Here is a 26,247-nt window from a genome sequence, read left to right as displayed (position 1 = left end):
CCCGCACTTCGCGGGGCCCTCTCCGGCGTTGCCCGCGCCTTCCGTGTCAGGGCGAGGTCTGCGGCTCGGCCTCGTAGGCGCGGCGCAGGGTGTCCAGGAAGTCGGGCGCCGCCGGGATCGCGACCGTCCCGATCCGGTGCACGGGCACCGCGGGGGTCCACGAGTTCATCACCACGGCGCCTGCCAGGTCCGGCAGTTCGGCGACGGTGAGTTCCCTGACGCGCTGCGGTACGCCGATGCGGTCGAGTTGGCGGCGGAGGATGCCCATCGTCGTCCCGGTCAGCATCTCCGCTTCGGGCCACACCACGGCCTCGCCGTCCCAGAACGCGAGGTTCCAGATGGACGCCTCGCTCAGCCGCCCCTTGCGGTCGGCGAACGCGGCGTCGTCGAAGCCCTCGGCGACGGCCCGGCGCAGGTAGTAGGTCTTGGCGATCTCGCCGACGTGCTTGATGCCCGGCGCGACGCGCTCGTACTCGACGACCGCCAGGTCCAGCGGCCCGGTCGGCCCGTTCGAGGGCGGCCCGGTTCGTACCAGCACGCGCAGGCGCGCGCTGTCGCCGCCGGACGCGGTGTACTCGCCTTCCTGGGAGTACACGGTGGCGGTCAGCGACGCGTCGGGCGGGCTCTGCGCAATCGCCGCGCGCAGGTACGCCGTGATCTGCGCGTCCGGCAACGCCTCGCCGAACAGTTCGAGCGAGGCACCTCGCAACCGCGCCAGATGCAGGTCGAGAGCGCGCACTCGGTGGCCGCGCACCTGCATGGCGGTGAAGTGCGCGTAGCCCGCGAACGCCAGCGTGCCCAGTTCGGCGGCGGTCGCGTCGCGGCCGTCCAGGTGGACGGCGAAGGCGTCGGGGGAAGTCGGGTTCGCGGACATGGCCACCACACTCCTGGTCGTACGCACGGATCCTCCGGCAGCCGCCCGCCGGTCGGACGGCTGCCTCGGAACGTAGGCCTTGAGACCGGTGTGAAGGTCAAGCGGAACCGGGGCGCGCACGTCGTGCCCCGGCCGCGAACGCCGTCCGTGCGGCCCCTGACCGGGCCCGGCCCCAGGGCCGGGCCCGCGCCCGGATACGGCGTGGCCCGGGCCCGGACGGCGCGTCAGTCCTCGACGATCAGTTCCCGCAGGCGCTGCTGCTTCTCCGGGCCGAAGCCGAGGCCGTCCGCCAGGTACGCGTCGAAGGAGCCCCAGTTGGTGTCCATCATCGAGAGTGCGCCTTGCAGGTACTCGGCCCGCACCTCGAGGAACGGCGCGAACAGCTCCATGAGTTCGGGGCGCATCGCGAGCTTGTCGCTGTTCGGGCGGTAGCGGCGCTCCGGGTCGTTGCTCTCCAGGTAGTTCGCGAGGATCACCTCGTCGGGGACCCCGGCGATGCGCTGCACAAGTGCCGCGGCGATCCCGGCACGGTCCTTGCCCGCGGAGCAGTGCACGACGGCCGGCAGGCCGTCCGCCTCGACCAGGGAGTTGAGCAGCACCGCGTGGTTGGCCGTGCGCGAGACGACCTGGTCGCGGTAGTCGAACGCGATGGCCTTCTCCGCCTTGCCGTCGCCGAGGCGGTCGCGCAGCACCGCCATGTTGCCCTTCTTCATGTCGGACCAGAAGTCCGAGTGCCGGGCGGGATCGGTCATCGGCAGGTTGATCCACCGGGCGCCGTCGGGCACGTGGTCCGCGCCGTCGAGCTCGATGTCGGCCGGGCTGCGCAGGTCGACGATCAGCCGGATGCCCAGCGTCGCGAGGTTCTTGCGGTCGTCCTCGGTCGGTTTGGCCAGGTGGCCGCTGCGGAAGTAGCGGCCGGGACGGACGCGGCGCCCGTCGGCGGTCGGCAGCCCGCCGATGTCCCGGAAATTGCGGACGCCTTCAAGGGCGACGGTGCCGCCCTCGGCATCCGCGTGCTGGTGCCCCACACGTGCTCCTCTCACACGTACTGAGGGCCCCACCTGGATTGGCGGGACCCCTCACAGATCATGCGGCCGGACGGGGAGGTTCAGGCGCCCCTCGTCGGCCGCGGCTCGCCGAAGCGTTCCTCGAACTCGGTGTCGGTCAGCGCCTTCATCTCCTCGAGGGTGACGCGTCCCATCATGAGGTCGGTCAGGAATTTCGGCGCGGACTTGGCGCGCATGGTGTCGGTGATACTCCCCGGGACGGTCCGGGCCTCGGACTCGACGCGTCCGTCCGCGTAAAGCGTGTACACGCGGTAGCTGGGGCCGTCGAACACCCGTCCGACATAGTCGATGCTGTACGTGGTGGACGGGCACACGTACACCGGCCTGCCCTCGAACTCGCCGTTCAGGTCGCCGTGCAGGTGGCCCGCGCCGATGGCCCTGATCCGCGGGAAGTCGCGTACGAGCCGGGCCAGTTCGGTGTCGCCCTGGGCGTCGGGCGCGATGTCGGGCAGGGGCGGGTGGTGCAGCCAGACGAAGACGTGCTCGGCGTTCGAGGCCTCCAACAGGGCCCGGGCCCGCGCCGCGTCGCCAGGGGTGAGGCCGGGCTGCTCGGCAGCCGTCATGCGGTCGTCCCGGTCGCGGTAGACGCCGTCGCCCGCCTCCTCGCGGCCGCGCGCGTTGCTGTCCAGGAACAGCATGAGCCACGGGCCGACGCGCACCGCCTGCTCCAGGTGGACGTTCGGACGCGGCAGGCACGCCTGGTAGGCGTCGTTCTTGTCGTGGTTGCCCGACACGCAGTAGACCGGGGCCGGCAGGCGGTCCAGGACCTCGCCGAGGCGCTCGTACGCTCCGGGCTCGCCCAGGTCCGCGAGGTCGCCGGTGGCCACCACCAGGTCCGCGTCGGCGATCTCGGCGTCCGCGTGGCCGAGCACGGCCGCGAGACCCCGGTCGGGGTCGTGCTGCACGAACCCGCGCACGCCGGCGGTGTCGGGGAAGTGCAGATCGGAAATCTGGACGACGCTGATGGCGTCCGCAACCTGGCTCATGCGCCTCTTCGATCGATCATCTGACGAGTCGTCACGCATGCTGCCATCCGCCGCCGCGCACGGGAATGCCCGAACGGGAAAACACCGGACGCATTCCCGTTGGCTATGGCCATACGTTACATACGCCTGAGTATGGTGGTTGCGTCGGGGGATACGGCCGAGCCCCCGCCCGACACGCCATGTGTCGGGCGGGGGCCCGTCGTGCGCGACCGCCGGGCCGCGGCCTCAGCTGTTGGTCGGGAAGCCCAGGTTGATGCCGCCGTGGCTCGGGTCCAGCCACCGCTGCGTCACGACCTTGCCGCGCGTGAAGAAGTGCACGCCCTCGGCGCCGTACGCGTGGGTGTCGCCGAACAGCGAGTTCTTCCAGCCGCCGAACGAGTAGTAGGCCACCGGCACCGGGATCGGCACGTTGATGCCGACCATCCCGACCTCGACCTCGTTCTGGAACTTGCGGGCCGCGCCGCCGTCGTTGGTGAAGATCGCGGTGCCGTTGCCGTACGGGTTGCCGTTGACGAGGGCCAGGCCCTCGTCGTACGACTCGACGCGCACGACCGACAGCACCGGGCCGAAGATCTCGTCGGTGTAGATCGACATCTCCGGGGTGACCTTGTCGAACAGCGTCGGGCCCAGCCAGAAGCCGTCCGCCGTGTCGTCGCCGTCGATCGGGTGCAGCCGGCCGTCCACGACCAGCTCGGCACCCTCCTTGACGCCCGCCTCGACGTACGAGATGACCTTGTCCGCGTGCTGGCGCGTGACCAGCGGGCCCATCTCGGAGGTGGCGTTGCAGCCGGCGCCGACGCGCAGGCCCGCGATGCGCTCCTTGATCTTGACGATCAGCTCGTCGGCGATCGGCTCGACCGCGACGAGGGCCGAGATCGCCATGCAGCGCTCGCCGGCCGCGCCGAAGCCCGCGTTGACCGCGGCGTCTGCGACCAGGTCCAGGTCGGCGTCCGGCAGCACCAGCATGTGGTTCTTGGCGCCACCGAGCGCCTGCACGCGCTTGCCGTAGCGGGTGCCGTTCTCGTAGACGTACTTGGCGATCGGGGTGGAGCCCACGAACGACACGGACTTGACGTCCGGGTGCTCCAGCAGGCGGTCCACGGACACCTTGTCGCCGTGCACGACGTTGAACACGCCGTCCGGCAGGCCCGCTTCCTTCCACAGCTCGGCCAGGAACTGCGCGGCCGACGGGTCCTTCTCGGACGGCTTGAGGACCACGGTGTTGCCGGTCGCGATGGCGATCGGGAAGAACCACATCGGGACCATCGCCGGGAAGTTGAACGGCGAGATGATCGCGACCGGGCCGAGCGGCTGACGGATCGAGTAGACGTCGATGCCGGTGGACGCCTGCTCCGAGAAGCCGCCCTTCTGCAGCTGCGGCACGCCGCACGCGAACTCCACGACCTCCTGGCCGCGGGCGATCTCGCCGAGCGCGTCGGAGTGCACCTTGCCGTGCTCCTCGACGATGATCGAGGCCAGCTTGTCCTTGTTCGCGTCCAGCAGCTCGCGGAACTTGAACAACACCTGCGAACGCTTGGCGAGCGACGCGTTGCGCCACGAAGCGAACGCCTCGACGGCGGCGCTGACCGCCTGGTCCACCTCGGCCACCGACGCGAAGTCGACCGTGCCGGTCACCTTGCCGGTGGCGGGGTTGTAGATGTCGCCGCGGCGCTCGGAAGTGCCGGTCCAGGCGGCGCCGCCGATCCAGTGGGTGATGTGCTTGCTCAAGAGAGGGCCTCCGGTGACGGCGCCGAACAAAGAGGCGTCGGCGGCGAAGATGTCGTACGCGAGGGTGCCCGTGATCCCGAGGGTCGCACCCCTGCATACGCCAGTCTCTTCGCCGCCGACGCCGCGCTCAACCTGCACCGTGTCGGCCGTTCGGGGATTCGCCTTACACGTCGTCTCCCTTTCAGCCCAGTACGGCCTACTGGATCAGCTGTCGAAGCCCATGCCCGCCTTGTCGAGCGCCTTGAGCCACAGATTGCGCTTGCCCTCGTTGGCGTCCGCCCGGGTCAGCGCGCGCTGCGTCAGCTCGATGCCCACCCAGCGCACCGGCTCCGGCGGGAACGGGATCGGCTTGGTCCGCACCATCTTCAGCTCGGTGCGCTCGGTCGAGCGGCCGTCCAACTTGTCGAGCATGACCTCGGCACCGAACCGCGTCGCGCCGACGCCCAGGCCCGTGTACCCCATGGCGTACGCCACCTTGCCCTTGTGCGCGGTGCCGAAGAACGCCGAGAACCGGCTGCACGTGTCGATCGCCCCGCCCCACGTGTGCGTGAAGCGCAGGCCCTCCAGCTGCGGGAAGGTCTCGAAGAAGTGCCCGGCCAGCTTCGCGAACGTCGCCGGGCGCTGGTCGTGCTCGGCGGACACCTTCTGGTTGAAGTCGTAGACCGCGTCATAGCCGCCCCACAGGATCCGGTTGTCCTCGGACAGCCGGTAGTAGTGGAAGTGGTTGGCGCTGTCGCCGATGCCCTGCCGGTTCTGCCAGCCGATCGAGGCCAGCTGCTCGTCGCTCAGCGGCTCGGTCATCATCGCGTAGTCGTAGACCGGGACCACGTACGAGCGAAGGCGGCGGACCAGGTTCGGGAACACGTTCGTGCCGAGCGCCACGCGGCCGGCGTACAGGCGCCCGTACCCGGTGGTGAGCACCATGCCCGCGCCGTGCGCCGCGAGCCTGGTGGCCTGGGTGTGCTCGTAGATGCGCACGCCGAGGGAGAGGCACGCGGCCTTGAGGCCCCACGCCAGCTTCGCCGGATTGATCATCGCGCAGCCGTTCTTGTCCCACAGACCGGCGTGGTACGTCGGCGACTTCACCTGCGCCTGGACCTCGTCGCGGTCCAGGAACACCGCGTCGCTGCCGTACTCGTTCGCCAGCAGCTCGGCGCCCTCGCGCAGTTCGTCGGCCTGGTACGGGGCGGTGGCGACGGCCAGTTCGCCGGTGCGCTCGTACGCGCAGTCGATGCCGTAGCGCTTGACCGCCGCCTCGATCTCGTCGAGGTTGTGCTCGCCCATCGCCTCCAGCGTGCGGATCTCGTCCGGCCAGCGCTCCAGGCCGTTCCAGAAGCCGTGCGTCAGGCTCGCCGCGCAGAAGCCGCCGTTGCGGCCCGAGGCGGCCCAGCCGATCTCCTGGCCCTCGATGAGCACGACGTCGCGCGAGGGGTTGCGCTCCTTGGCGATCAGCGCGGTCCACAGGCCCGAGTAACCGCCGCCGACCACCGCGAGGTCGCAGTGCTCCTCGCCGGTCAGGGCGGGGAGCGCCGCGGGGCGGGCGGGGTCGTCGAGCCAGAACGGGACCGGCGTCGCGTCCGCGAGGGACCGGGTGGGATCCAGGGAGGGCACGGGATCCATCGGTTTCCACAACCTCTCTCGTGAAGCGTCGTCGCTTCGTGTACCGCGTCTCTTGTGCCGCGTCTCTTGTGTCGCGTCTCTTGTACCGCTGTACCGCGTAGGTGTCTCCACCTCTGCGGCCGCCCGGAGCTCAGGCGGCCTTCTGCTTCGCTTTGCGGTTCGTCCGCACCTGGCCGACGACCACGATCGCGATGGCGATGAAGAACATCGCCGAGCCGATGACGTTGATCTGCGGCGGGGTACCCCGCTGCGCCGCGCCCCACACGAACATCGGGAAGGTGACGGTGTCGCCCGAGTTGAAGTTCGTGATGACGAAGTCGTCGAAGGAGAGCGAGAAGGCGAGCAGCGCGCCGGCGCCGATGCCGGGGGCGGCGATCGGCAGGGTGACCCGGAGGAAGGTCTGCGCCGGCGACGCGTACAGGTCCCGCGCCGCCTCCTCCAGCTTGGGGTCCATGCCCAGCACGCGGGCCTTGACGGCGACCACGACGAAGCTGAGGCAGAACATGACGTGCGCGATCAGGATCGTCCAGAAGCCGAACGAGATGCGCATGTTGAGGAACAGCGTGCCGAGCGAGGCGCCCATGACGACCTCGGGCATCGACATCGGCAGGAACAGCAGCGTGTTGGTCATCGCGCGCCCGCGGAACCGATACCGGCCGAGCGCGAACGCCACCGCGGTGCCCAGCACGGTCGCGCCGACGGTCGACAGGACCGCGATCTCCAGGCTGGTGATCAGCGAGTCCTTGATGCCCGCGACGCCGAACGGGTCCTTCCACGCGTCGAGGGTGAAGCCGTTCCAGGTGTAGTTGAACTTACCGTTCGGGTCGTTGAACGAGAACAGCAGCACGACCAGGTTCGGCAGCGTCATGTACGCGAGCGCCAGGATCCCGAACAGCGTGACGACGTTGTTGCGCAGCCAGCGTGTGAAGGTGCCCATCAGACGAGTTCCTCCGTCCCGGCCTTGCGGATGTACGCCGACACCATCAGGACGATCAGCAGCATCAGGATGAACGACAGGGCGGCCGCCGTCGGGTAGTCCAGGACGCGCAGGAACTGCGTCTGGATGACGTTGCCGGCCATGCCGGTGTCCGGCGAGCCGAGCCACGCGGCGTTCACGTAGTCGCCGGACGCCGGGATGAAGGTCAGCAGCGTGCCGGAGACGACGCCGGGCAGCGACAGCGGGAACGTGACGCGGCGGAAGGTGGTCTTGGGGTCCGCGTACAGGTCGTTGGCGGCCTCGTGCAGGCGCGGGTCGATGCGCTCCAGCGAGGCGTACAGCGGCAGCACCATGAACGGCAGGAAGTTGTACGTCAGACCGCAGATCACCGCGAGCGGCGTGGCCAGCACGCGGTCGCCCTCGGTCAGCCCGAGCAGCGCGGTCACGTCGGTGAAGTGCAGCGTGTTGAGCACGTCGACGACGACGCCGTTGTCCGCGAGGATCGTCTTCCAGGCGAGCGTGCGGACCAGGAAGCTGGTGAAGAACGGCGCGATCACCAGGACCAGCCACAGCCCGCGCCACCGGCCCGCCTTGAAGGCGATGGCGTATGCGAGCGGGTAGCCGATCACCAGGCACATGACGGTCGCGGCCGCGGCGTAGCCGAACGACCGCAGGAACTGCGGGTAGTACTGCTCCAGCGCGTCCCAGTACGTCGACCAGTGCCAGGTGAAGTCGTAGCCCTTCTCCAGGCCGCCGGTCTGGAGCGAGGTGCCGCCCTGCACCAGCATCGGGATCAGGAAGAAGACGACCAGCCAGATGAGGCCGGGCGCGAGCAGGGCGTACGGCACCCAGCGCCCGCGCTTCGGGGGCTCCTTGAGGTCGTCACCCCCGCCGCCACCCGTGTGGGCAAGCACGCTCATGCCTTGACCCCCCGCTCCGGCGCGAGGCCGAAGCCGTGGTCGGGGTTCCAGTGCAGGACGACCGGCGCACCGGGCACGAGGCGGCCGTCGCGCTCCATGTTCTGCTCGAAGACGGTGAGTTCCTGGGCCCACGGCATGCGCACGGTGTACTGCGTCGAGACGCCTACGAAACTGGCGTCCACGATGACACCGCCGTCGATCCGGTTCCGGTTGCCGCCGGAATCGGCGGACGACGCGTGCTGGATCGATATCTTCTCCGGGCGTATGCCCATGACCACCTGCTCGCCCTGCGCCGCGGTGCGGTCGACGGGCAGCGCCATGCGCGTGCCGTGCACGTCCATCAGCAGGTAGCCGTTGCTCGTGCCGGTGATGCGGGTGTCGAGCAGGTTGGACTGGCCGAGGAAGTTGGCGACGAAGGCGGTGCGCGGGGACTCGTACAGCTCGGCGGGGCTGCCGAGTTGCTCGATGACGCCGCCGTTCATGACGGCGATGGTGTCGGCCATGGTCATGGCCTCTTCCTGGTCGTGCGTCACGTGCACGAAGGTGATGCCGACCTCGGTCTGGATGCGCTTGAGCTCCAGTTGCATCTGGCGGCGCAGCTTGAGGTCCAGTGCGCCCAGCGGCTCGTCGAGCAGCAAGACCTGCGGGTGGTTGATCAGCGCCCGTGCCACCGCCACCCGCTGCTGCTGGCCACCGGACAACTGCGCCGGCTTGCGGCCCGCGAGGTGCCCGAGTTGGACCAGCTCCAGCATGTCCTTGACCGGTCGGTCGACGTCCTTGCGGCCCTTGCGGCGCAGCCCGAACGCGACGTTCTCGGCGACCGTGAGGTGCGGGAACAGCGCGTAGCTCTGGAACACCGTGTTGACCGGCCGCTTGTACGGCGGAAGTGCGGTCACGTCCTGGCCGCCGATGACCACCTGGCCGGAGCTGGGCTCCTCGAGGCCGGCGATCATCCGCAGCGTCGTCGTCTTGCCGCACCCGGACGCGCCGAGGACCGCGAAGAACGACCCCGCCGGGATCGTCAGATCCGTGGGCTGGACGACGATATTGCTGCCGAAGCGCTTGCTCAGACCCACCAGATTGACGTCGCCGGTCGCGCCGGCGCGCTGCTGCTCGCTCATGTTCCCTCTGGCCGCACTAGGTGCGTTGGTACAGGCCGAAGTACGCGGTACGGCGGTTGGCCCGCCGTACCGCGTGTGTCTCGGCTATGGGGTGGTTACCGGTCTCCGAAGATCGTGCGATGCCAGTCCTTCTTGGCGACCGCCGTGATGTCGTACATCACGTGCTTGACGTTCGTGTACTCGTCGAACGAGTACTGCGACATGTCCTTGCCGAAGCCGGAGGCCTTGTAGCCGCCGTGCGGCATGTCGCTGATGATCGGGATGTGGTCGTTGACCCACACGCAGCCCGCCTGGATTTCGCGGGTCGCGCGGCCGGCCCGGAACACGTCGCGCGTCCAGGCCGAGGCGGCCAGGCCGTACGGGGTGTCATTGGCGAGCCGGATGCCCTCTTCGTCGCTGTCGAACGGCAGCACGACCAGGACCGGGCCGAAGATCTCGTCCTGCACGATCTCGGCGTCCTGGGCCACGCCGGTGACCAGGGTCGGGCGGTAGAACGCGCCGTTCGCCAGGTCGCCGCCGGGGGCCTCGCCGCCCACCACGATCTTGGCGCCGTAGCCGCGCGCGCGCTCGATGAAGCCGGCGACCGACTCCTGCTGGCGGCGCGAGACCAGGGGGCCGTTGTCGGTGGACGGGTCCATGGTGTCGCCGTGCCGGACCGCGGCGTACAGCTCGGCGACGCCCTCGACGAACGCGTCGAACAGCGGGCGCTGGACGTACGCGCGCGTCGCCGCGGTGCAGTCCTGACCGGTGTTGATCAGCGACGCGGCCACCGCACCGTGCACGGCGGCGTCGAGGTCGGCGTCGTCGAAGACCACGAAGGGGGCCTTGCCGCCGAGTTCGAGGTGCATGCGCTTGACGGTCTGGATGGCGACCTCGGCGACGCGCTTGCCGACCCCGGTGGAGCCGGTGAACGAGATCATCGACACGTCGCGGTGCGCCATCAGGTACTCGCCGACCGTGCGGCCCTTGCCGGTGACGACGTTGACCACGCCGTCGGGGATGCCGGCGTCGGTGCAGGCCTGCGCGAACATCAGCGACGTCAGCGGCGTGATCTCGGCGGGCTTGAGCACGATCGTGTTGCCGGACGCGATCGCCGGGAGGATCTTCCACGCGGCCATCTGCAGCGGGTAGTTCCACGGCGCGATGGAGCCGACCACGCCGATGGGCTCGCGGCGGATCGAGGAGGTGTGGTCGCCGGTGTACTCGGCGGACGCCTTCCCCTCGAGGTTGCGCGCGGCGCCCGCGAAGTAGGAGACGTTGTCGATCGTGCCGGGCACGTCGAATTCGCGGGTCAGCTTGATCGGCTTGCCGGCCTGGGCGGTCTCGGCCCGCGCGAAGTCCTCGGCCCGCTCCGCCAGCACCGCGGCGAGCCGGTTGAGCGCCCCGGCACGGTCGGCCGGGGTGGCACGGGACCACTCGGGGAAGGCGGCACTCGCGGCGGCGACGGCACTGTCGACGTCGGTCGTGTCGGCGAGCGTGACGGTCTCGACGATCCGCCCGTCCGCCGGGTTGGTGACATCGAAGGTCTCACCGGACGATCCGGACCGCAGGCGGCCCCCGATGAACTGGTGACCTTCGGCGAAGTCCTGCATTCGGCCCTCCACTGGCGCTCCCTGCTCGAATCCGGCGGACTGCGCTGAACGGCAGTCCCGACGTACGTCTTCCCTCAATGGTGCTGGGTCCCGGCCGTGCCTGCGGGGCTGCCGCGCGGCTCGCCGTTGAGCTTCGCGGTTGGCCATCCGGACGGATGGTCTCCACAGAATTGACCGTTGTTTGCGATGGAATCCGTGGTCAGGTGCCATTCTGGCTGATGTATCCATCGGATCGGCGCGTCTACCGCGTCAGCGTAGGACGATGCCGTCCCGACACCCGGTGCCGCAACTGCCACGACGACAGGCCGGGGGCGCATGGCTTTACACATCGGCAAGGCCCGGTGTCCGGTTTCGGGCTCGGGCGTACGTTCGGGGGAGCGTCGCTTGCGGCACGCAACCTGTCACGATGGCAGTGGTGCGCCAGTGCGCATTTACAGGTTGTGGAGGTAGGTCAGTGTTTCCCACGGTCGCCGACGTAGTGGCCCTCGACGCCGTACGCCGCGGAATGCCCCAGGTCGTCGCGGGCGAGCGCGGTCTGTCCCGACCCGTCCGGTGGGTGCACATCAGCGAGATCCCGGACGCCGCCCGGCTGCTGCGGGGCGGCGAGCTCGTGCTCGCGACCGGCATCGCGCTGCCCGAGGAGCGCGAGGGGCTGCAGCGCTACGTCCGCGACCTGGTCGAGGTGGACGCCGCGGGACTCGTCATCGAGCTCGGCCGCCGGTACGCCGACACACTCCCCCGGGCCCTGGTCGCCGCCGCCGAGCAGGCCGGGCTCCCGGTCGTCACGCTGCGCCACGAGACCCACTTCGTGGGCATCACCGAGGCGGTGCACGGCCTGATCATCGACGCGCAGCTCGCCGAACTCCAGGCGTCCGAGGCGGTGCACCAGGCATTCAACGAGCTGGCCGTCGAGGGCGCGGAGCCCGGCGACGTGGTGCGGCAGGCGTCGCGGATGTCGGGCCGGCCGGTGGTGCTGGAGAACCTGGCGCACCAGGTGCTCGCGTACGACGCGGCGGGGGTGCGCGCGGAATCGCTGCTGGACCACTGGGAGGACCGGTCGCGGCAGGTACGCCTGGGCGCGCGCACCGGCTTCGACGAGCGCGCCGGGTGGCTGGTCACGATGGTGGGTGCCCGCGGCCACGACTGGGGCCGCCTGATCCTGGTCGGCGACGGCACCTCTCCCCCGCCGCAGCAGACCATGCTGCTGGAGCGCGCGGCGTCCACGCTCGCGCTGAACCGGCTCGTGGTGCGCGACCGCGAGACGCTGGAGCGGCAGACGCACCGCACGCTGCTCTCCGGCATCCTGACGCACTCCTACACGGTCGCCGAAGTCACCCTGCGCGCGCGGGCCTTGGGGGTGCAGCTGGAAGGGCGTCGCCTGGTCGGCGTGGTGCTGCGACTGCGCCGCGGGGTGAGTCCGGCGGCACTCGAGTCCCAGGCACGGCTGCGGGACTTCACCGAGACGGCCGCGGCCGCCGTACGCGAACGTCGGCTCGCCGCCCTCGTCGGCGGGCTGGACGACGACAGCGTCGGCCTCCTCGTGGCGCTGGGCGCACAGGACACCGAGGACGCGGCGCTGGAAGGTTTCTCCGTCACGCTGCGCAAGCTGGCGCCCGACCTCGCGGCCGACATCGTCATCGCGGTCGGCTCGTCCGTCGGCGCGGTGCGCGACGCGCGGCGTTCGCTGTTGGAGGCCACGCAGGTCGCGGACGCGGCGGTGCACCAGGGCGGCGGCGCGGCCTTCTACCGGCTGCCGGACGTGCGGTTGCGCGGGCTGCTGCACCTGCTTCGCGACGACGCACGGCTGCAGACGTACGTGGAACGGGAGTTGGGGCCGCTGCTCGCGTACGACGCGCAGCACGGCACGCAGCTGGTGCAGATGCTCGGCGTGTACTTGGAGCACGGCCGCAACAAGTCCGCCGCCGCCGACGCCGCGCACTTGTCACGGCCCTCCTTCTACGAGCGGCTGCACCGGATCGAGCGTGTCCTGTCGGTGGACCTCGACCAGGTGGAGAGCTGCCTTTCGCTGCACGTTGCGCTGCTGGGGCTGGAGGCGCTGCGGCGGTAGCAGCGCGCGGTGCGGCACGGGTGCGCGGCCACGCCCCGGCGGAACCCGGTCAGGCGCCTCCGGTAGCCAGCCGGATGTTCTGCAACGCCCACTGGAACAGCGCCTGGTCCTGCTCCCATGCGGCCGGATTGCTGAACACGTCGACCTCGACATAGAGGCCGTTCTCCAGGAACGCGGCGAGGACGGCGTGCCGTTCGACGCCCGCCTCGGTCCACGTGTACTCCCACACCACACCGGGATTTCCGCGGATCGTCCGCGTCTCGAAAAGGATCCGCCGGTAGCCCGCGAGCACCGCCGGCGCTTTGCTCTCCTCCTCGCGCCACGCGCCCAACAAATCGTCGGTCTGCTTGAACGCGGTACGCGCGGCGAGCACGGAATTGCGCCCGGGCCCGACGTAGCTGATCGTCTGGTCCCGCTCGGCGCGCGACCACGCCGCGGGGACCGGCCAGGTGAACCGCTTCTCGTCGGCCGTCGCGAGCGGGACGCCGGCCGGCGCGGTCGTCGGGACGACCGGCGGGTACGCGGCAACAGCGGCCTGCGGCACGGGAGTCACGCCGGACCGGCCGGCCGCCTCACCGAGGGTGGGAACCGCGCCGGCGCCGCCGGCGGGCAGCGTACCCCCGACGGTAGGGGCGTCGATGCCCACGCTGCCGCCGCGATCGGCCCCCTTGTCGCCCTGCAGGGCGAGTCCGATCCCGACCACCGCCGCCACGACGACTGTCACCGCCAGCGGTACGACCACGACCCGGCGGCGCCACCAGGTGCGCCGCGCCTCTGGCGGTGCGTCGCCGGGCAGCGGGGTCAAGGTGGGGCCGAGAGGTGTCGTCGACGGTCGGGTCGCGCCGGACAACCCGGGCGACGCGCGTGTTTCCGCGGTCGCGCCGCCAGCGGACCCCGCCGGCGGGACGAACGTTCCGCCTGTCGAGGGCACTTCGGCGGCCGACGGCGGTGCGGGGACACGCGGCAGGGACCCGGTGGGGTCGGCCGCCGGGTGGTCGACGGGGGTCTCGCGTACCGCGGGCTTGGCGAGCGACGCGGTGGAGTCTTCGACGGGTGCCGTGGACGCCCTGGACGTGACCACGGTGAGGTCCGCGGTCGACGCATCGCGCGGGTTGGTGAGGCGCTTGAGGCGCATCCGCCAGGTCGGCGCGTCGGTGGGCAGCGCGGTCACGAGGTGCGTCGGCTCGTTCGCGTGCTGCCGGGCCTCCTCGGCGAGGACGCTCTCCAGCATCGCCATCACCTCGCCAGCCGTCGGGCGCTTGTCCGGCTGGCGGGCGAAGAGCGCGCGTACCAGTGGCTCCAACGGCCCTATCCCTTGCGGGACTTCGGGTTCGGCGATGACGATGGCCGCGAGCGTGGCGACCGGAGTGGCGCGCCGGAACGGCGACTGCCCGGTCACCGCGGCGCACAGGGTGACCCCCAGCGACCACAGGTCGGACGCGGGTCCCGGGCTCTCGCTCTCGATGCGCTCGGGGGCCATGAACTCGGGGGAACCCACGATGGCGCCCGTGCCGGTCAGCCCGCTGGTGCCCTCAAGGGCGGCGATCCCGAAGTCGGTGAGCACCGCGTGGCCGTCGGGCTCGATGAGCACGTTGCCCGGCTTGACGTCGCGGTGCAGCACGCCGTGGTCGTGCACGGTACGCAGCGCGCGGGCGAGCTGCACCCCGACCGCGGCGGCGTCCCGCGGCGTCATCGGGCCGTCCTCGTCGAGAACGGCGTCGAGCGAACGCGCGGCGACCAACTCCATGACGATCCACAAACGATCGTCGTCCTCGACATAGTCGTACACACGCACGACATTCGGATGATTGATGCGCGCCGTGGCGCGCGCCTCGCGCAGCGAACGTTCGCGCCGGTGCTGTTCCTCGGAATCCTGGCCGAAAACTATATTCAGCACCTTCGCGGCGACCGGCCGGTCCAACAACTGGTCGTGTGCGCGCCACACGGTGCCCATGCCACCGCTGCCGATGACACTGACCAGTTGATATCGGCCGCCGACCACCTGGCCACCCTCGGCGTACCCCTGTCCGCGCGGCATCCCGCCCCCCACTTCCCCCCGCACCACAATCCCACTTTCGGGTGAAACATACGCCGGAGATCCCAGCAGAATTCCCGGCGGTTCATGGTAAAACAAAGCGACACGGCCAATGGATATCGGGTGGGAAAAGCAAGATCCATTTGTGCCATTTTTCTATGAGGGGGCTGCCGCGTGGCCATCCCACGCAAATTTCGATCACAAAGAGTGCGGAAGGCGTCAATTGTCGTCGCCTTCCCCGTCGGCCTGGCCCTGACCGTGCAAGCGGGGCTGGCCATCGCCGACTCCGGCACCAGGGGGGAACACCCGGGGCACCCGGGGCACTGGCACCACAGTCACACCACAAGCATTCGGCCGGGCGAACCGACGATCCCCACGGTCTCCCCCAGCACCACGGAGGAGACGAAGCCGCCGACCGAGCCGCCCCGGACAAAACCACCGACCGAGCCGACCACCACCAAACCGACCACCTCCACGCCGACCGGCAAGCCGCCGACGACCCGAACGGCCCCGCCGACAAAGCCCCCAACGTCCACTCCCCCCACCAGGACCACCGCCCCGACGAGTCCGCCGCCCACCAGCATCTCCGCGTCGGCGTCCCCCAGCGTCTCCACCGCGCGCTCGTACGGCGTGGGCATCACGCGCCAGGTCAGCATCGACGCGACAACCGGGCTCGGCTCGATCACCTTCACTGTCGGCAACAGCACCGACAAGGCCCAACCCGCGCGTGACGTCTACGCGTTCAGCACGAACCAACTCGAGATCCTCGCGGTCCCGGGCTGCGCCGCCGCGCCGCCGATCGGCGACGGCTGGCGCGACAGCTTCCGCTGCACACTTCCTGCCTTGAAGCCGGGCGAGTCCCGGACCTGGACCGCCGACATCCGCTACCTGCCCGCCACCCGCCCCGGCGGCGCACAGGCAGGCCGCGCGGCGCCCGTCGCGGTGCCGCTGGTCGACCAGTCCGACATCTCGACCTTCACCGTCGTCGTGGTCCCCCAAGGCGCCACCAACCTGCGTGTCGTCCTCGGCCAGGACGGACCTCTCCGCCTCGCCTTCGGCAGCAACGCCCCCAACGTCATCGGGTTCACCGTGCACGCGGGCGAAGGATCCGGCACGACCGCGGCCGTCAACCACCGGCCCCCCGGCGGCACCCCCGCGGCCGGAGACGGCGCCGCGCCCGGAAGCCCTGCCCCCATCACCGACAACACGCCCAACTCCCCGACCGCCCTCCCCAAGACCGGCCTGGTTCCCTGGACCCTCTCCATGGCCGGGGGCGCCCTCGGCCTCCTGCTCCTCGGCACCGCCCTGGTCCAACTGGCGCGCCTGCGCGCCCGTACCACCAGCTCGACCGTCTAAATCGGACAGCAGACGGTCGACCCGTGCGGGTCGTCGCCATCCGACGACCCGCACGAACCCCGTTCACCCCACCCCGCACAACGCGTCCGACCGGCGGGGTCGAGGTGATCCCGCAGCAGGCCGGGAACATCCTCCGCGGACCCGTAGTGGTGCTTCAGCGAATTCCAAGGGACGTCGTCCAGCCCCATGAGCATGCGCTCAGCTTCTTCTCTGTATCTCTGACGGACCATCATGTCCGTTCTGCCGCAGAGCATATGCCGGCCCTGGACGCGGTCGCACCGTGTTCACTCCGGCGTGCGCTGGGCCATTCGAGTGAACTACCTGGCGTACGCCACCGCTCACCCGTTCGGCCGCCCTAACGTCGCCGCATGGTCACTTCGAACCACGAAGCGGCACACCGGATCATCCAGGAGCATCCGGAAGTGCTGTCGGCAATCTTCGAACTCCTGTGCCTGCCGTTGCCGGCCGACGCGTCCTTCACGGTCGTGACGCCTGATGTGACGGAGATGCGCCCGGTGGAGCGCCGTATCGACACGGTCTTACGCATCGACCCGCCCGAACGCGAGAGCTTCCTGCTCGCGGTGGAATCGCAGGGCAAGAAGGACTTGGACAAGCCGTCCAGTTGGGCATACTACGTCGGCTTCCTCGCCGCGAAGTACAAGTTGCCCGTCATGCTCCTCGTCGTCAGTCAGAATCGCGCGACGTCCCGTTGGGCTCGCGGTCCCTTCGGGTTCGGACCCGAAGGCTGCCACACGCTTACCCTGCATCCGGCCACCGCGGGGCCGGACAACATCCCACGGATCACCAACCCCGCCGACGCGTCAGCGAACATCGGCCTGGCGGCGTTCGCCGCCACCATCCACGCTCACGACGAGACCCCATCGGACATACTGGACGCGCTGGCAGGCGCATTCGTCACCATCGCCCCGGAGCGGGCGATCGACTACTCGGAACTGGTGGAAGCCGGCCTGGCCGACACCAAAGCAGGCGAGATCTGGAGGCACCTGATGGCCATCGCCCGAACCCCGGACGGCAGCACCCTCATCGGCGCAGCACGCCTGGAAGGTCGCGAAGAGGGCCGCGAGCAAGGGGTGCTGGAAGAGCGGAGGCGGGTAGTGCTGCTCTTGCTGAGCAACCGCGGCGTCCCGGTGTCGGACGAGGCATGCGAGCGCGTGACGGCGTGCACCGACCCGGACGTGCTGGCCCGCTGGCTGGAGCGTGCAGCCCGAGTCCAGGACGGCGATCAGCTGTTCGACGAGGATGAGTAGGCCGACCGGACCGCGACCCGACGCCACGAACCGTCACCTCAACAAGACGCATGATGTAGCCGCCGTGGATTTGCCTCCGGAGCCAGCCTGCAAGCAGATCCGGCCCCGGCCCGCCGGCTCGCTTCGCCGGGCGAGATCTGGAGGCACCTGATGGCCATCGCCCGGACCCCGGACGGCAGCACCCTCATCGGCGCAGCACGCCTGGAAGGCCGCGAAGAGGGTCGCGAAGAGGGTCGCGAGCAAGGGGTGCTCGAAGAGCGGAGGCGGGTCGTGCTGCTCTTGCTGAGCACACGTGGAGTCCCCGTGTCGGACGAAGCACGCGCGCGCGTGACGGCGTGCACCGACCCGGACGTGCTGGCCCGCTGGCTGGAGCGTGCAGCCCGAGTCCAGGACGGCGATCAGCTGTTCGACGAGGATGAGTAGGCCGACCGGACCGCGATCGGAGCGGGGCACCTTGACCGACCACGAAGCCCTGCTGGGAAAGACTCTCCGACAGAGCTTGGAGGACAGTCGCGCCGAAGGCCGCACACAAGGCATCGAAATCGGCCACGCCCGGGGGTTGAACCGGGGCATTCAGCTCGGGATGGCCGTCGGCGTGATGCGTGTCCTGGAGATGCGGGGCATCGAGTTGACCAGTGAGCAACGAGGGCGCATCGTCAGTTGCCTCAACATGGACGTCATGAATCGTCGCCTCAAGAGGGCACTCGTCGTGGCCGACGCGGAAGCTGTGTTCGACACCGGTCCGAACGACGCGGAAGCTGCGTTCGACCTCGGGCTTTAAGCAGAATCGGCCCTGGCTCGTCGGTCCGCTTCAGCGGGCGAGGCGGGCCAGGGTCTTTTTGACGGGGGTGCGTTCGACGTACGCGGCGAGCGTCTTGCGGCCCTGGACGATGGCCTGGAAGGCGGTCCAGGCCTTGGGGATCGTGGTCACGGCGCCGTGGAAGACCGCGGGGCGGCGGGTGAACGCGGCGAGCATGAGGCGGCCGGCGCGCATCTCGCGGCCGAGGGTGGTGTCGATGCGGGTCCGGTAGGACTCGGTGGCTTCCTTGACGTCCGCGTCGTCGTGGGCGGCGGCCACGAGGGCGGCGGCCTCGCCCGCGGCGCGGCCGGAGCGGAGGGCGAAGGAGATGCCCTCGCGGGTCCACGGTTCGAGGAGTCCCGCGGCGTCGCCCGCGACCACGACGCGTCCGCGGGAGAGGGGGGATTCGTCGGTGCGGCAGCGGGTGAGGTGGCCCGACGTGACCGACGGGGGGAAGCCGGACAGGGCCTGGCTCGCGATGAAGTCGCGGAGGTAGGCGCGGGTGGCTTCGCCGTTGCCGCGGGCGCAGATGACGCCGACGGTGAGGACGTCGTCCTTGGGGAAAACCCAGGCGTACGACCCGGGGATCGGCCCCCAGTCGATGAGCACCGTGCCGCGCCAGTGGTCGGCGACCTCGGGCGGGACGGGGATCTCGGATTCGAGGCCGAGGTCCACCTGTTCGAAGGTGACGCCCACGTACGCGCTGGTACGCCCCGCGCTGCCGTCCGCCCCGACCAGCGCCCGGGCGCGGAGCGTGCCGCCGTCGGCGAGCGTCAGGACGACAGATCGGGTGTCCTGGTCGATGCGCTGGACGGTGGCTCCCTCGCGGACGACCGCCCCCGCGGCGCGGGCCGCGTCGACCAGCCCGGCGTCGAATTCGGGGCGGTTGACCAGCGAGAACATCGTTTGTCCGGAACGTGCGCGGCGGGTGCGGCGCCAGCGTCCCCGCATCGTGAACGCGACGGCGCGCACGTGCTCCTTGGCCGGCAGCCGGAACCCGTCCGGGAGGGCCCCTGCGGACGGGCCGATGATGCCGCCGCCGCACGTCTTGTAGCGCGGCAGCGCCGCCTTCTCGACCAGGAGGACCGTACGGCCCGCCTCGGCCGCCGCAAGTGCCGCGGATGCGCCCGCGGGGCCCGCCCCGACGACCAGGACGTCCCATGTCCGCTCGTCGTCGGCGAGACCGTCTGCGACGCCGTCTGCGAGGTCGCCGTCGAGGCCGGCGGCGGGGTCGTGGGAGGGGGCCTGCGAAGGCTGGGCGGGGGTGCTGGTCATAGGCCCTGAGCCTATCGAGCCGGAGGCGATGCCTCCCGCGCCGCGCGCCGCGCGCGGCTGCTGCGATTTGTCCCGTTGGTTACATATGATCACCAACCGGCCCACGACGGGAGGTTGCATGGAGGGCACCAAAGGCCTCGTCGTGGTCATCCTGATGGTGGCGCTGGCGCCGATCGCGACCGCCGGTGTCTCCCGGTGGGTGCGCGTGCCGACCGTGGTCGTCGAAATCCTGCTCGGTGTGCTGGCCGGTCCCGATGTCCTCGGCTGGATCGACAGGGACGGCCCGGTCGTGGGCGGGCTCTCCGAGTTCGGGCTCGTGATGCTGATGTTCCTCGCGGGCTACGAGATCGACGTACCGCGCATCAAGGGCCGACCGCTGCGAAGCGCGGCGGCCGGCTGGGCGGTGTCGCTCGTGCTCGGCCTCGGTGCCGGCCTGCTGATGTCGCTGGTCGTCGAAGGGGCGACGATGACCGGCGTGGCCATCGGCCTCACCCTCACCACGACCGCGCTCGGCACCTTCCTGCCGATCATCCGCGACGCGGGCCTGCTGCCGACGCCGCTGGGTGCGCGGATCATGGCGATCGGCACGGTCGGCGAGTTCGCCCCGATCGTGGCGATCGCGCTGCTGCTGAGCGGACGCCATCCGGGCGCGACGATCGCCGCCCTCGCCGTCTTCGCGCTGCTGGCCGCCGCCACGGTCTTGCTCGCGGTCCGGCCGAACCCCCCGTGGCTGGACCGCGTCGTGGAGCGCACGCTGCACTCCAGCGGCCAGCTCGCGATCCGGCTCGCGATGCTGCTGACGGTGGTCCTGGTGTGGTTCGCCGACGAACTCGAACTGGACAATCTGCTGGGCGCGTTCACCGCGGGCGTGGCGCTGCGCCTGTCGCTGACGCACACGCCCGGCGCCCTGGTGGAGATGATCTCGGCGAAGCTGGACGGCATCGGCTTCGGCTTCTTCGTGCCGATCTTCTTCGTCATGAGCGGCGTGCGGTTCGACCTCGACGCGCTGCTCGGCGATCCGAAGCTGATCGCGCTGATCCCGGTGATCCTGCTGCTGTTCCTGGTGGTACGCGGCGTGCCGACGTACGTGCTGGCCGGACGCGGGGAGTTGGCCGACCGCCGCCGCGAACTGGCGCTGTTCGCCTCGACCGCGCTGCCGCTCATCGTGGTGATCACGAACATCGCGATCGAGAACGAGTACTTGACGGGCGGCACCGCCGCGGCACTGGTCGGCGCCGGGATGCTCTCCGTCCTCGTCTTCCCGCAGCTCGCGCTGCGCACCGCGGGCGACGACGCGACGGGCCCACATCCTCAGGGCTTCGACGCCCCCGAGGAACCGCCGGGCGACGACGAGGAAGAAGTGCTGCGCGACCGCTGACCGGCCGATCGGGCGGCGCCGAACGACCTCGAGCACACGAGGGGGCGCGTACGGCTCACAGGCCGATGATGCCGCCCCACGCCTTCTCCCAACCGCGCGACTCGTCGACGCCGACCTCGCGCATGGTGTGCAGGCGCGCCTGCGTCTCCTCGCTCGGGAACATCAGCTCGTTGTCGGCGAGGACGGCGACCTCCTCGTCGTCGCTCGCCGCGATGATCTCCCGGGCGGCCGGTACCGGGCAGATGTACTGCACGTACGCCGCCAGATCCGCCGCGACCTCGGGCCGGTAGTACCAGTCCATCAGGGCCTCGGCGTTGGCCTTGTGCGAGGCCTTGTTGGGGATCATGAGGTTCTCCGACCACAGTTCGGCGCCCTCCTCGGGCACCACGAACTCGATGTCGGGGTTGTCGAGTTGCAGTTGCAGCACGTCGCCGGAGTACGCCATGCAGGCCATCACGTCGCCGGACGCGAGGCCCGACGTGTAGTCGTTCCCGGTGAAGCTGCGGATGTGCTTGCGGTCGACGAGCTTCTGCACGCGCTCCATGACCTTGTCCACGTCCTTCTCGGTGAACGCGGTGACGTCGGCCCCCTCGCCGATCATCAGCAGTGTCACGGCCTCCATGAAGCCGGAGAAGAGCGTCACGCGGCCCGCGAGGTCCTTGGCCCACAGATCCTCGACGTGGCGGATCTCGCGCCCGAGCGCCTTCCTGTTGTACGCAATGCCGGTGATCCCGCTCGCCCACGGCACGGTGTGCTTGCGCTCCGGGTCGTAGCCCGGGCTGCGCAGCGAAGGCGCCAGGTTGGCCTGCACGTTGGGCAGGTTGGCCTTGTCGAGTTCCTGCACCCACCCGAGGCCGACGAAGCGCGTGCACATCCAGTCGGAGATGACGATGAGGTCGCGGCCCGGCTCCTTGCCCGCCTGGATCGCGGGGTGGATCTTGCCGAAGAACTCGTCGTTGTCGTTGATCTCCTCGGTGTACTTCACCGAGATGCCGGTCTCCTCGGCGAACGCGTCGAGGGTGGGGTGCGCGTTCTCGTCCTCGTCGTCGACGTCGATGTAGAGGGCCCAGTTCGAGAAGCGCACGCGCTTGTCCTGCTCGCTCTTGTCGACGCCCGTCCGCTTGCTCTCCGGCACGTACGCCGACGGTACGCCGCACGCCGCGAGCGTCCCGGCCGCGGCCAGCGCACCGCCGCCGCGCAGGAGCGTACGGCGGTCGAAGCCCCGGCCGATCCGCGAAGAAGGCACGGCGACGCGGTTGCGGATCATGCGGGAGCTCCTCGTTCGATGGTGGACCTCGTGCATCCTGCCGCCGCCCGCTGACCTGGGACAACACGCACCGTGTCAGGTGTGCGGCGGACACCTTGACAGGCTGGTTCCGGGTCCGCGCCGGACCGCCCCGAACGCTACGGCGCCGCCCCGGCCGTTGCGGCCGGGGCGGCGCAGAGAGTGCCCGCCGGACGCCCGGGAGAGCCCCGGGCGGGCGTGTCAGTCCTCGATGTACGACATCACGTGCTTGATGCGCGTGTAGTCCTCGAAGCCGTACGCCGACAGGTCCTTGCCGTAGCCCGAGTGCTTGAACCCGCCGTGCGGCATCTCGGCGACCAGGGGGATGTGGGTGTTGATCCACACGCAGCCGAAGTCGAGCTTCTTCGCGAGGCGCATCGCGCGCGAGTGGTCCTTGGTCCACACCGACGAGGCGAGCGCGTACTCGACGCCGTTGGCGTTCTCCAGAGCCTCGGCTTCGTCCGCGAACTTCTGCACGGTGATGACCGGGCCGAAGACCTCGTTCTGGATGATCTCGTCGTCCTGGCGCAGCCCGGAGACGACGGTCGCGGCGTAGAAGAAGCCGGTGTCGCCGACCCGGTGGCCGCCCGCCTCGACCTTGGCGTGCTCGGGCAGGCGGTCGATGAAGCCGCTGACCTGGGCGAGCTGGTTGACGTTGTTGACCGGGCCGAAGTCGGCGTCCTCGACGTCGGGGCCGGCGGTCTTGAGGTTGGCGGCGGCCTCGGCGAGCTTGGCCACGAACTCGTCGTGGACGCTCTCGTGGACGAGCACGCGCGTGGCGGCGGTGCAGTCCTGGCCGGCGTTGAAGTAGCCGGCGCCCGCGATGCCCTCGACCGCGCCGGGGATGTCGGCGTCCTCGAACACCAGGACGGGGGCCTTGCCGCCGAGCTCCAGGTGCACGCGCTTGAGGTCGCGCGAGGCGGTCTCGGCGACCGCCATGCCGGCGCGTACCGAGCCGGTGATGGAGGCCATCGCCGGGGTCTTGTGCTCGACCATCAGGCGGCCGGTGTCGCGGTCGCCGCAGATCACGTTGAAGACGCCGGGCGGCAGGATCTCGCCCATGATCTCGGCGAGCAGCACGGTGGACTCCGGGGTGGTGTCCGACGGCTTGAGGACGACGGTGTTGCCCGCCGCGATGGCCGGCGCGAACTTCCACACGGCCATCATCATCGGGTAGTTCCACGGCGCGACCTGGGCGCATACGCCGACCGGCTCACGCCGCACGAAGGAGGTGTGGCCCGCCATGTACTCGCCGGCGGACTTGCCCTCCAGCAGGCGCGCGGCGCCCGCGAAGAAGCGGATCTGGTCCACCATCGGCGGGATTTCCTCGGAGGCGGTCAGGCCCCGGGGCTTGCCGGTGTTGCGACACTCCGCGGCGACCAGCTCGTCCGCGCGCTTCTCGAACGCATCGGCGATCTTGAGAAGGGCGAGCTGGCGCTCGGAGGGGGTGGTCTCGCTCCACGATTCGAAGGCGTTGGCGGCGGCCTGCATGGCCGCGTCGATGTCGGCCTCACGCGAGAGCGGCGAGGTCGCGTACACCTCTCCGGTCGCGGGGTCGACGATGTTCAGGGTCTGGCCGTCGGCCGCGTCGACGAACTTGCCGTCGATGAAATTACGCAGGGTCCGCAGATCGCTCATGTCCCCAGTCTCCTCTGACTTCGCCGAAGTGGTCGTACGCCGGTCCTGGCCGCGCGGGAGGATGCCGTCACGTTGCGGTATCCGGGTGAAACTCCCGCGAGGCACACGGGGACCCCGCCAGTACCGCGCCAAGAGTAACCCCATACCTGCCGGGATCATCAGCATGGACCCAGCAGAACAACTAAATCAGTTGTACGCAGGACGAAAGTCAACTGATTCCCTTGCGCAATACCCGACAGATAAGGCAGAGTGACGCCGTGGCCAGTCGAGACAGGAACCCGGGCGGATCGCTGGACTCCGTGTCCATGGCGATCATCGAGCAGCTCCAGGAGGACGGACGCCGCTCGTACGCCGCCATCGGAAAGGCCGTGGGCCTGTCCGAGGCAGCGGTGCGCCAGCGCGTGCAGCGCCTTCTCGACCAGGGCGTCATGCAGATCGTCGCGGTCACCGACCCCCTGACGGTGGGCTTCCACCGCCAGGCGATGGTCGGCATGCGCGTCGAAGGCGATATCGAGCCGGTCGCGGACATCCTTGCGACCATGGACGAGGTGGACTACGTCGTCATCACGGCCGGTTCCTTCGATCTGATCGCGGAGCTCGTCTGCGAGGACGACGACCACCTGCTCGAAATCATCAACAAGAGGATCCGAGCGATCCCCGGAGTACGGAGCACCGAGAGCTTCGTCTACCTCAAGCTCCGGAAGCAGACCTACACATGGGGTACTCGATGACAGACCAGCTCGACACCGCCGCCTTGTCGAAGAAGGCGTACGACCACCTGTGGATGCACTTCACCCGCATGTCGTCGTACGAGAACGCGCCCGTCCCGACGATCGTGCGCGGTGAGGGCGTCCATATCTGGGACTCCAACGGCCGCAAGTACATCGACGGCCTCGCGGGCCTGTTCGTCGTGCAGGCGGGCCACGGCCGCGCCGAGCTGGCCGAGGTCGCCCGCAAGCAGGCCGAGGAGCTGGCCTTCTTCCCGGTGTGGAGCTACGCGCACCCGAAGGCGATCGAGCTGGCCGAGCGCCTGGCGAACTACGCCCCCGGCGACCTGAACAAGGTCTTCTTCACCACCGGCGGCGGCGAGGCCGTCGAGTCCGCGTGGAAGCTCGCCAAGCACTACTTCAAGCTCAAGGGCATGCCGACCAAGCACAAGGTGCTGTCGCGCACGACCGCGTACCACGGCACGCCGCAGGGCGCCCTGTCGATCACCGGCCTGCCGGGCCTGAAGGCGCCGTACGAGCCCCTGGTGCCGTCCACGTTCCGCGTGCCGAACACCAACATCTACCGCGCGCCGGAGTTCCTGGCCGACTCCTCTCCCGAGGCCTTCGGCCGCTGGGCCGCCGACCAGATCGAGGTCCAGATCCTCAACGAGGGCCCCGAGACCGTCGCCGCGGTGTTCGTCGAGCCGGTGCAGAACGCAGGCGGCTGCTTCCCGCCCCCGCCCGGGTACTTCCAGCGGGTCCGCGAGATCTGCGACAAGTACGACGTCCTGATGGTCTCCGACGAGGTCATCTGCGCGTTCGGCCGCCTGGGCACCATGTTCGGCTGCGAGAAGTTCGGCTACGTCCCGGACATCATCACCTGTGCCAAGGGCATGACCTCGGGCTACTCCCCGATCGGCGCGATGATCGTCTCCGACAAGCTCGCCGAGCCCTTCTACAAGGGCGAGGAGATGTTCCTGCACGGCTACACCTTCGGCGGCCACCCGGTCTCGTCGGCGGTCGCGCTGGCCAACCTCGACATCTTCGACAACGAGGGCCTCAACAAGCACGTCCTCGACAACGAAGGCGCCTTCCTGGCCACCCTGCAGAAGCTGCTCGACCTGCCTATCGTCGGCGACGTGCGCGGCAACGGGTACTTCTACGGCATCGAGCTCGTCAAGGACAAGGCCACCAAGGAGACCTTCAACGACGACGAGATCGAGCGCGTCCTGTACGGCTTCCTGTCGAAGGCGCTCTTCGACGCCGGCCTGTACTGCCGTGCCGACGACCGCGGCGACCCGGTCATCCAGCTCTCCCCGCCGCTGATCTCGGACCAGGGCACCTTCGACGAGATCGAGCAGATCCTGCGCTCGGTGCTCACCGAGGCGTGGACCAAGCTCTGATCCACCGAGTCGCCGGCCCGGCGCATGCCGCCGGGCGACTCCCCGAGCAATACTGACAACCCTCGCGACTGTGCCGTCGGCGCGCCTCTGGCACGCCGACGGCCCAGGGGTATTCGACGTCCAACGCGGGGGGAGGCCCGGGGTGGGGAGAGCGGGGGGGTGGGGAAGAGTGTTGGGGGGAGGGGGTAGA

The 26,247-nt window shown here is 69.9% G+C and carries 22 protein-coding genes; 8 read left to right on the top strand and 14 right to left on the bottom strand.

Annotated features, from left to right (window positions below):
* Positions 1-46 precede the first annotated feature (46 nt).
* The 9 genes from AB0C36_RS34330 to AB0C36_RS34290 all read right to left on the bottom strand — a co-directional run bounded on the left by AB0C36_RS34330 (position 47) and on the right by AB0C36_RS34290 (position 10,845).
* Positions 47-874: an aminotransferase class IV family protein gene (locus AB0C36_RS34330; protein WP_358362133.1), complete on the bottom strand. Its 828-nt coding sequence runs from the start codon at positions 872-874 to the stop codon at positions 47-49.
* A gap of 224 nt (positions 875-1,098) precedes the next feature.
* Positions 1,099-1,902, bottom strand: coding sequence for a tyrosine-protein phosphatase (locus AB0C36_RS34325; protein WP_358362132.1), 804 nt, complete (start codon positions 1,900-1,902; stop codon positions 1,099-1,101).
* An 80-nt stretch (positions 1,903-1,982) separates the two neighbouring features.
* Complete coding sequence (locus tag AB0C36_RS34320) at positions 1,983-2,927, bottom strand: metallophosphoesterase (protein WP_358362131.1); 945 nt, start codon at positions 2,925-2,927, stop codon at positions 1,983-1,985.
* 225 nt (positions 2,928-3,152) lie between these two features.
* Positions 3,153-4,655 (bottom strand): CoA-acylating methylmalonate-semialdehyde dehydrogenase, encoded by a 1,503-nt coding sequence (locus AB0C36_RS34315; RefSeq protein WP_358362129.1) that lies wholly within the window; start codon positions 4,653-4,655, stop codon positions 3,153-3,155.
* 204 nt (positions 4,656-4,859) lie between these two features.
* Positions 4,860-6,275 (bottom strand): NAD(P)/FAD-dependent oxidoreductase, encoded by a 1,416-nt coding sequence (locus AB0C36_RS34310; protein WP_358362127.1) that lies wholly within the window; start codon positions 6,273-6,275, stop codon positions 4,860-4,862.
* Between the two features lie 130 nt (positions 6,276-6,405).
* Complete coding sequence (locus AB0C36_RS34305; protein ID WP_358362125.1) at positions 6,406-7,212, bottom strand: ABC transporter permease; 807 nt, start codon at positions 7,210-7,212, stop codon at positions 6,406-6,408.
* On the bottom strand, positions 7,212-8,132 hold the full coding sequence (locus AB0C36_RS34300; protein WP_358362124.1) for an ABC transporter permease: 921 nt from the start codon (positions 8,130-8,132) through the stop codon (positions 7,212-7,214). Before AB0C36_RS34300 ends, AB0C36_RS34305 begins: the two co-directional genes overlap by 1 nt.
* Positions 8,129-9,253 carry an ABC transporter ATP-binding protein gene (locus tag AB0C36_RS34295; protein WP_358362122.1) on the bottom strand — a complete coding sequence of 375 codons (1,125 nt, stop codon included), beginning with the start codon at positions 9,251-9,253 and terminating at the stop codon, positions 8,129-8,131. The genes AB0C36_RS34300 and AB0C36_RS34295 overlap by 4 nt, the downstream gene beginning before the upstream one ends.
* Positions 9,254-9,348: 95 nt before the next feature.
* Positions 9,349-10,845, bottom strand: coding sequence for a gamma-aminobutyraldehyde dehydrogenase (locus tag AB0C36_RS34290; RefSeq protein ID WP_358362120.1), 1,497 nt, complete (start codon positions 10,843-10,845; stop codon positions 9,349-9,351).
* Positions 10,846-11,299: 454 nt separating this feature from the next.
* Here AB0C36_RS34290 and AB0C36_RS34285 point away from each other — a divergent pair, with 454 nt between their 5' ends.
* Entirely contained in the window at positions 11,300-12,913 is a 1,614-nt protein-coding gene (locus tag AB0C36_RS34285; protein WP_358362118.1) for a PucR family transcriptional regulator, read from the top strand.
* Positions 12,914-12,962: 49 nt separating this feature from the next.
* Here the strand turns inward: AB0C36_RS34285 and AB0C36_RS34280 are convergent, their stop codons facing one another.
* On the bottom strand, positions 12,963-14,951 hold the full coding sequence (locus AB0C36_RS34280) for a serine/threonine-protein kinase (RefSeq protein WP_358362116.1): 1,989 nt from the start codon (positions 14,949-14,951) through the stop codon (positions 12,963-12,965).
* Positions 14,952-15,283: 332 nt separating this feature from the next.
* Positions 15,284-15,604, bottom strand: a complete 321-nt coding sequence (locus AB0C36_RS34275) for a hypothetical protein (protein WP_358362113.1) — start codon at positions 15,602-15,604, stop codon at positions 15,284-15,286.
* Between AB0C36_RS34275 and AB0C36_RS34270 the strand changes: the two genes are divergently transcribed.
* The 4 genes from AB0C36_RS34270 to AB0C36_RS34255 all read left to right on the top strand — a co-directional run bounded on the left by AB0C36_RS34270 (position 15,579) and on the right by AB0C36_RS34255 (position 18,353).
* Positions 15,579-16,304 (top strand): hypothetical protein, encoded by a 726-nt coding sequence (locus AB0C36_RS34270; protein WP_358362110.1) that lies wholly within the window; start codon positions 15,579-15,581, stop codon positions 16,302-16,304. The two genes, AB0C36_RS34275 and AB0C36_RS34270, sit on opposite strands and share 26 nt — an antisense overlap.
* Positions 16,305-16,672: 368 nt before the next feature.
* Positions 16,673-17,572, top strand: coding sequence for a hypothetical protein (locus tag AB0C36_RS34265; protein WP_358362108.1), 900 nt, complete (start codon positions 16,673-16,675; stop codon positions 17,570-17,572).
* 150 nt (positions 17,573-17,722) lie between these two features.
* Positions 17,723-17,995, top strand: a complete 273-nt coding sequence (locus AB0C36_RS34260; protein WP_358362105.1) for a hypothetical protein — start codon at positions 17,723-17,725, stop codon at positions 17,993-17,995.
* A gap of 31 nt (positions 17,996-18,026) precedes the next feature.
* Entirely contained in the window at positions 18,027-18,353 is a 327-nt protein-coding gene (locus AB0C36_RS34255; protein WP_358362103.1) for a hypothetical protein, read from the top strand.
* Positions 18,354-18,383: 30 nt separating this feature from the next.
* Here AB0C36_RS34255 and AB0C36_RS34250 read toward each other — a convergent pair whose 3' ends face one another.
* Positions 18,384-19,646: a geranylgeranyl reductase family protein gene (locus tag AB0C36_RS34250; protein ID WP_358362100.1), complete on the bottom strand. Its 1,263-nt coding sequence runs from the start codon at positions 19,644-19,646 to the stop codon at positions 18,384-18,386.
* A 118-nt stretch (positions 19,647-19,764) separates the two neighbouring features.
* Between AB0C36_RS34250 and AB0C36_RS34245 the strand changes: the two genes are divergently transcribed.
* Positions 19,765-21,024 (top strand): cation:proton antiporter, encoded by a 1,260-nt coding sequence (locus tag AB0C36_RS34245; RefSeq protein ID WP_358362098.1) that lies wholly within the window; start codon positions 19,765-19,767, stop codon positions 21,022-21,024.
* Positions 21,025-21,079: 55 nt separating this feature from the next.
* On the opposite strand, the gene AB0C36_RS34240 is transcribed toward AB0C36_RS34245, so the two are convergent.
* Entirely contained in the window at positions 21,080-22,291 is a 1,212-nt protein-coding gene (locus AB0C36_RS34240) for a polyamine ABC transporter substrate-binding protein (RefSeq protein ID WP_358362095.1), read from the bottom strand.
* 219 nt (positions 22,292-22,510) lie between these two features.
* On the bottom strand, positions 22,511-23,947 hold the full coding sequence (locus tag AB0C36_RS34235) for a gamma-aminobutyraldehyde dehydrogenase (protein ID WP_358362093.1): 1,437 nt from the start codon (positions 23,945-23,947) through the stop codon (positions 22,511-22,513).
* Between the two features lie 257 nt (positions 23,948-24,204).
* Between AB0C36_RS34235 and AB0C36_RS34230 the strand changes: the two genes are divergently transcribed.
* Together AB0C36_RS34230 and AB0C36_RS34225 are read left to right on the top strand one after the other, a co-directional pair.
* Entirely contained in the window at positions 24,205-24,678 is a 474-nt protein-coding gene (locus tag AB0C36_RS34230) for an Lrp/AsnC family transcriptional regulator (RefSeq protein ID WP_358362091.1), read from the top strand.
* Positions 24,675-26,057 (top strand): aspartate aminotransferase family protein, encoded by a 1,383-nt coding sequence (locus tag AB0C36_RS34225; RefSeq protein WP_358362088.1) that lies wholly within the window; start codon positions 24,675-24,677, stop codon positions 26,055-26,057. Before AB0C36_RS34230 ends, AB0C36_RS34225 begins: the two co-directional genes overlap by 4 nt.
* Positions 26,058-26,247 lie beyond the last annotated feature (190 nt).

Source organism: Streptodolium elevatio, from assembly GCF_040649515.1.
GTDB lineage: Bacteria > Actinomycetota > Actinomycetes > Streptomycetales > Streptomycetaceae > Yinghuangia > Yinghuangia elevatio.
This window is presented reverse-complemented; position numbering and strand designations above follow the sequence as displayed.

Bases quoted from the DNA above. Each gene is read 5' to 3' on its own strand.
- AB0C36_RS34245 (WP_358362098.1), top strand. From the start codon at position 19,765: ATGGAGGGCACCAAAGGCCTCGTCGTGGTCATCCTGATGGTGGCGCTG.
- AB0C36_RS34280 (WP_358362116.1), bottom strand. From the start codon at position 14,951: ATGCCGCGCGGACAGGGGTACGCCGAGGGTGGCCAGGTGGTCGGCGGC.
- AB0C36_RS34320 (WP_358362131.1), bottom strand. From the start codon at position 2,927: ATGAGCCAGGTTGCGGACGCCATCAGCGTCGTCCAGATTTCCGATCTG.
- AB0C36_RS34235 (WP_358362093.1), bottom strand. From the start codon at position 23,947: ATGAGCGATCTGCGGACCCTGCGTAATTTCATCGACGGCAAGTTCGTC.
- AB0C36_RS34225 (WP_358362088.1), top strand. From the start codon at position 24,675: ATGACAGACCAGCTCGACACCGCCGCCTTGTCGAAGAAGGCGTACGAC.
- AB0C36_RS34290 (WP_358362120.1), bottom strand. From the start codon at position 10,845: ATGCAGGACTTCGCCGAAGGTCACCAGTTCATCGGGGGCCGCCTGCGG.
- AB0C36_RS34305 (WP_358362125.1), bottom strand. From the start codon at position 7,212: ATGGGCACCTTCACACGCTGGCTGCGCAACAACGTCGTCACGCTGTTC.
- AB0C36_RS34300 (WP_358362124.1), bottom strand. From the start codon at position 8,132: ATGAGCGTGCTTGCCCACACGGGTGGCGGCGGGGGTGACGACCTCAAG.
- AB0C36_RS34265 (WP_358362108.1), top strand. From the start codon at position 16,673: ATGGTCACTTCGAACCACGAAGCGGCACACCGGATCATCCAGGAGCAT.
- AB0C36_RS34250 (WP_358362100.1), bottom strand. From the start codon at position 19,646: ATGACCAGCACCCCCGCCCAGCCTTCGCAGGCCCCCTCCCACGACCCC.
- AB0C36_RS34260 (WP_358362105.1), top strand. From the start codon at position 17,723: ATGGCCATCGCCCGGACCCCGGACGGCAGCACCCTCATCGGCGCAGCA.
- AB0C36_RS34275 (WP_358362113.1), bottom strand. From the start codon at position 15,604: ATGCTGACCTGGCGCGTGATGCCCACGCCGTACGAGCGCGCGGTGGAG.
- AB0C36_RS34295 (WP_358362122.1), bottom strand. From the start codon at position 9,253: ATGAGCGAGCAGCAGCGCGCCGGCGCGACCGGCGACGTCAATCTGGTG.
- AB0C36_RS34330 (WP_358362133.1), bottom strand. From the start codon at position 874: ATGTCCGCGAACCCGACTTCCCCCGACGCCTTCGCCGTCCACCTGGAC.
- AB0C36_RS34310 (WP_358362127.1), bottom strand. From the start codon at position 6,275: ATGGATCCCGTGCCCTCCCTGGATCCCACCCGGTCCCTCGCGGACGCG.
- AB0C36_RS34240 (WP_358362095.1), bottom strand. From the start codon at position 22,291: ATGATCCGCAACCGCGTCGCCGTGCCTTCTTCGCGGATCGGCCGGGGC.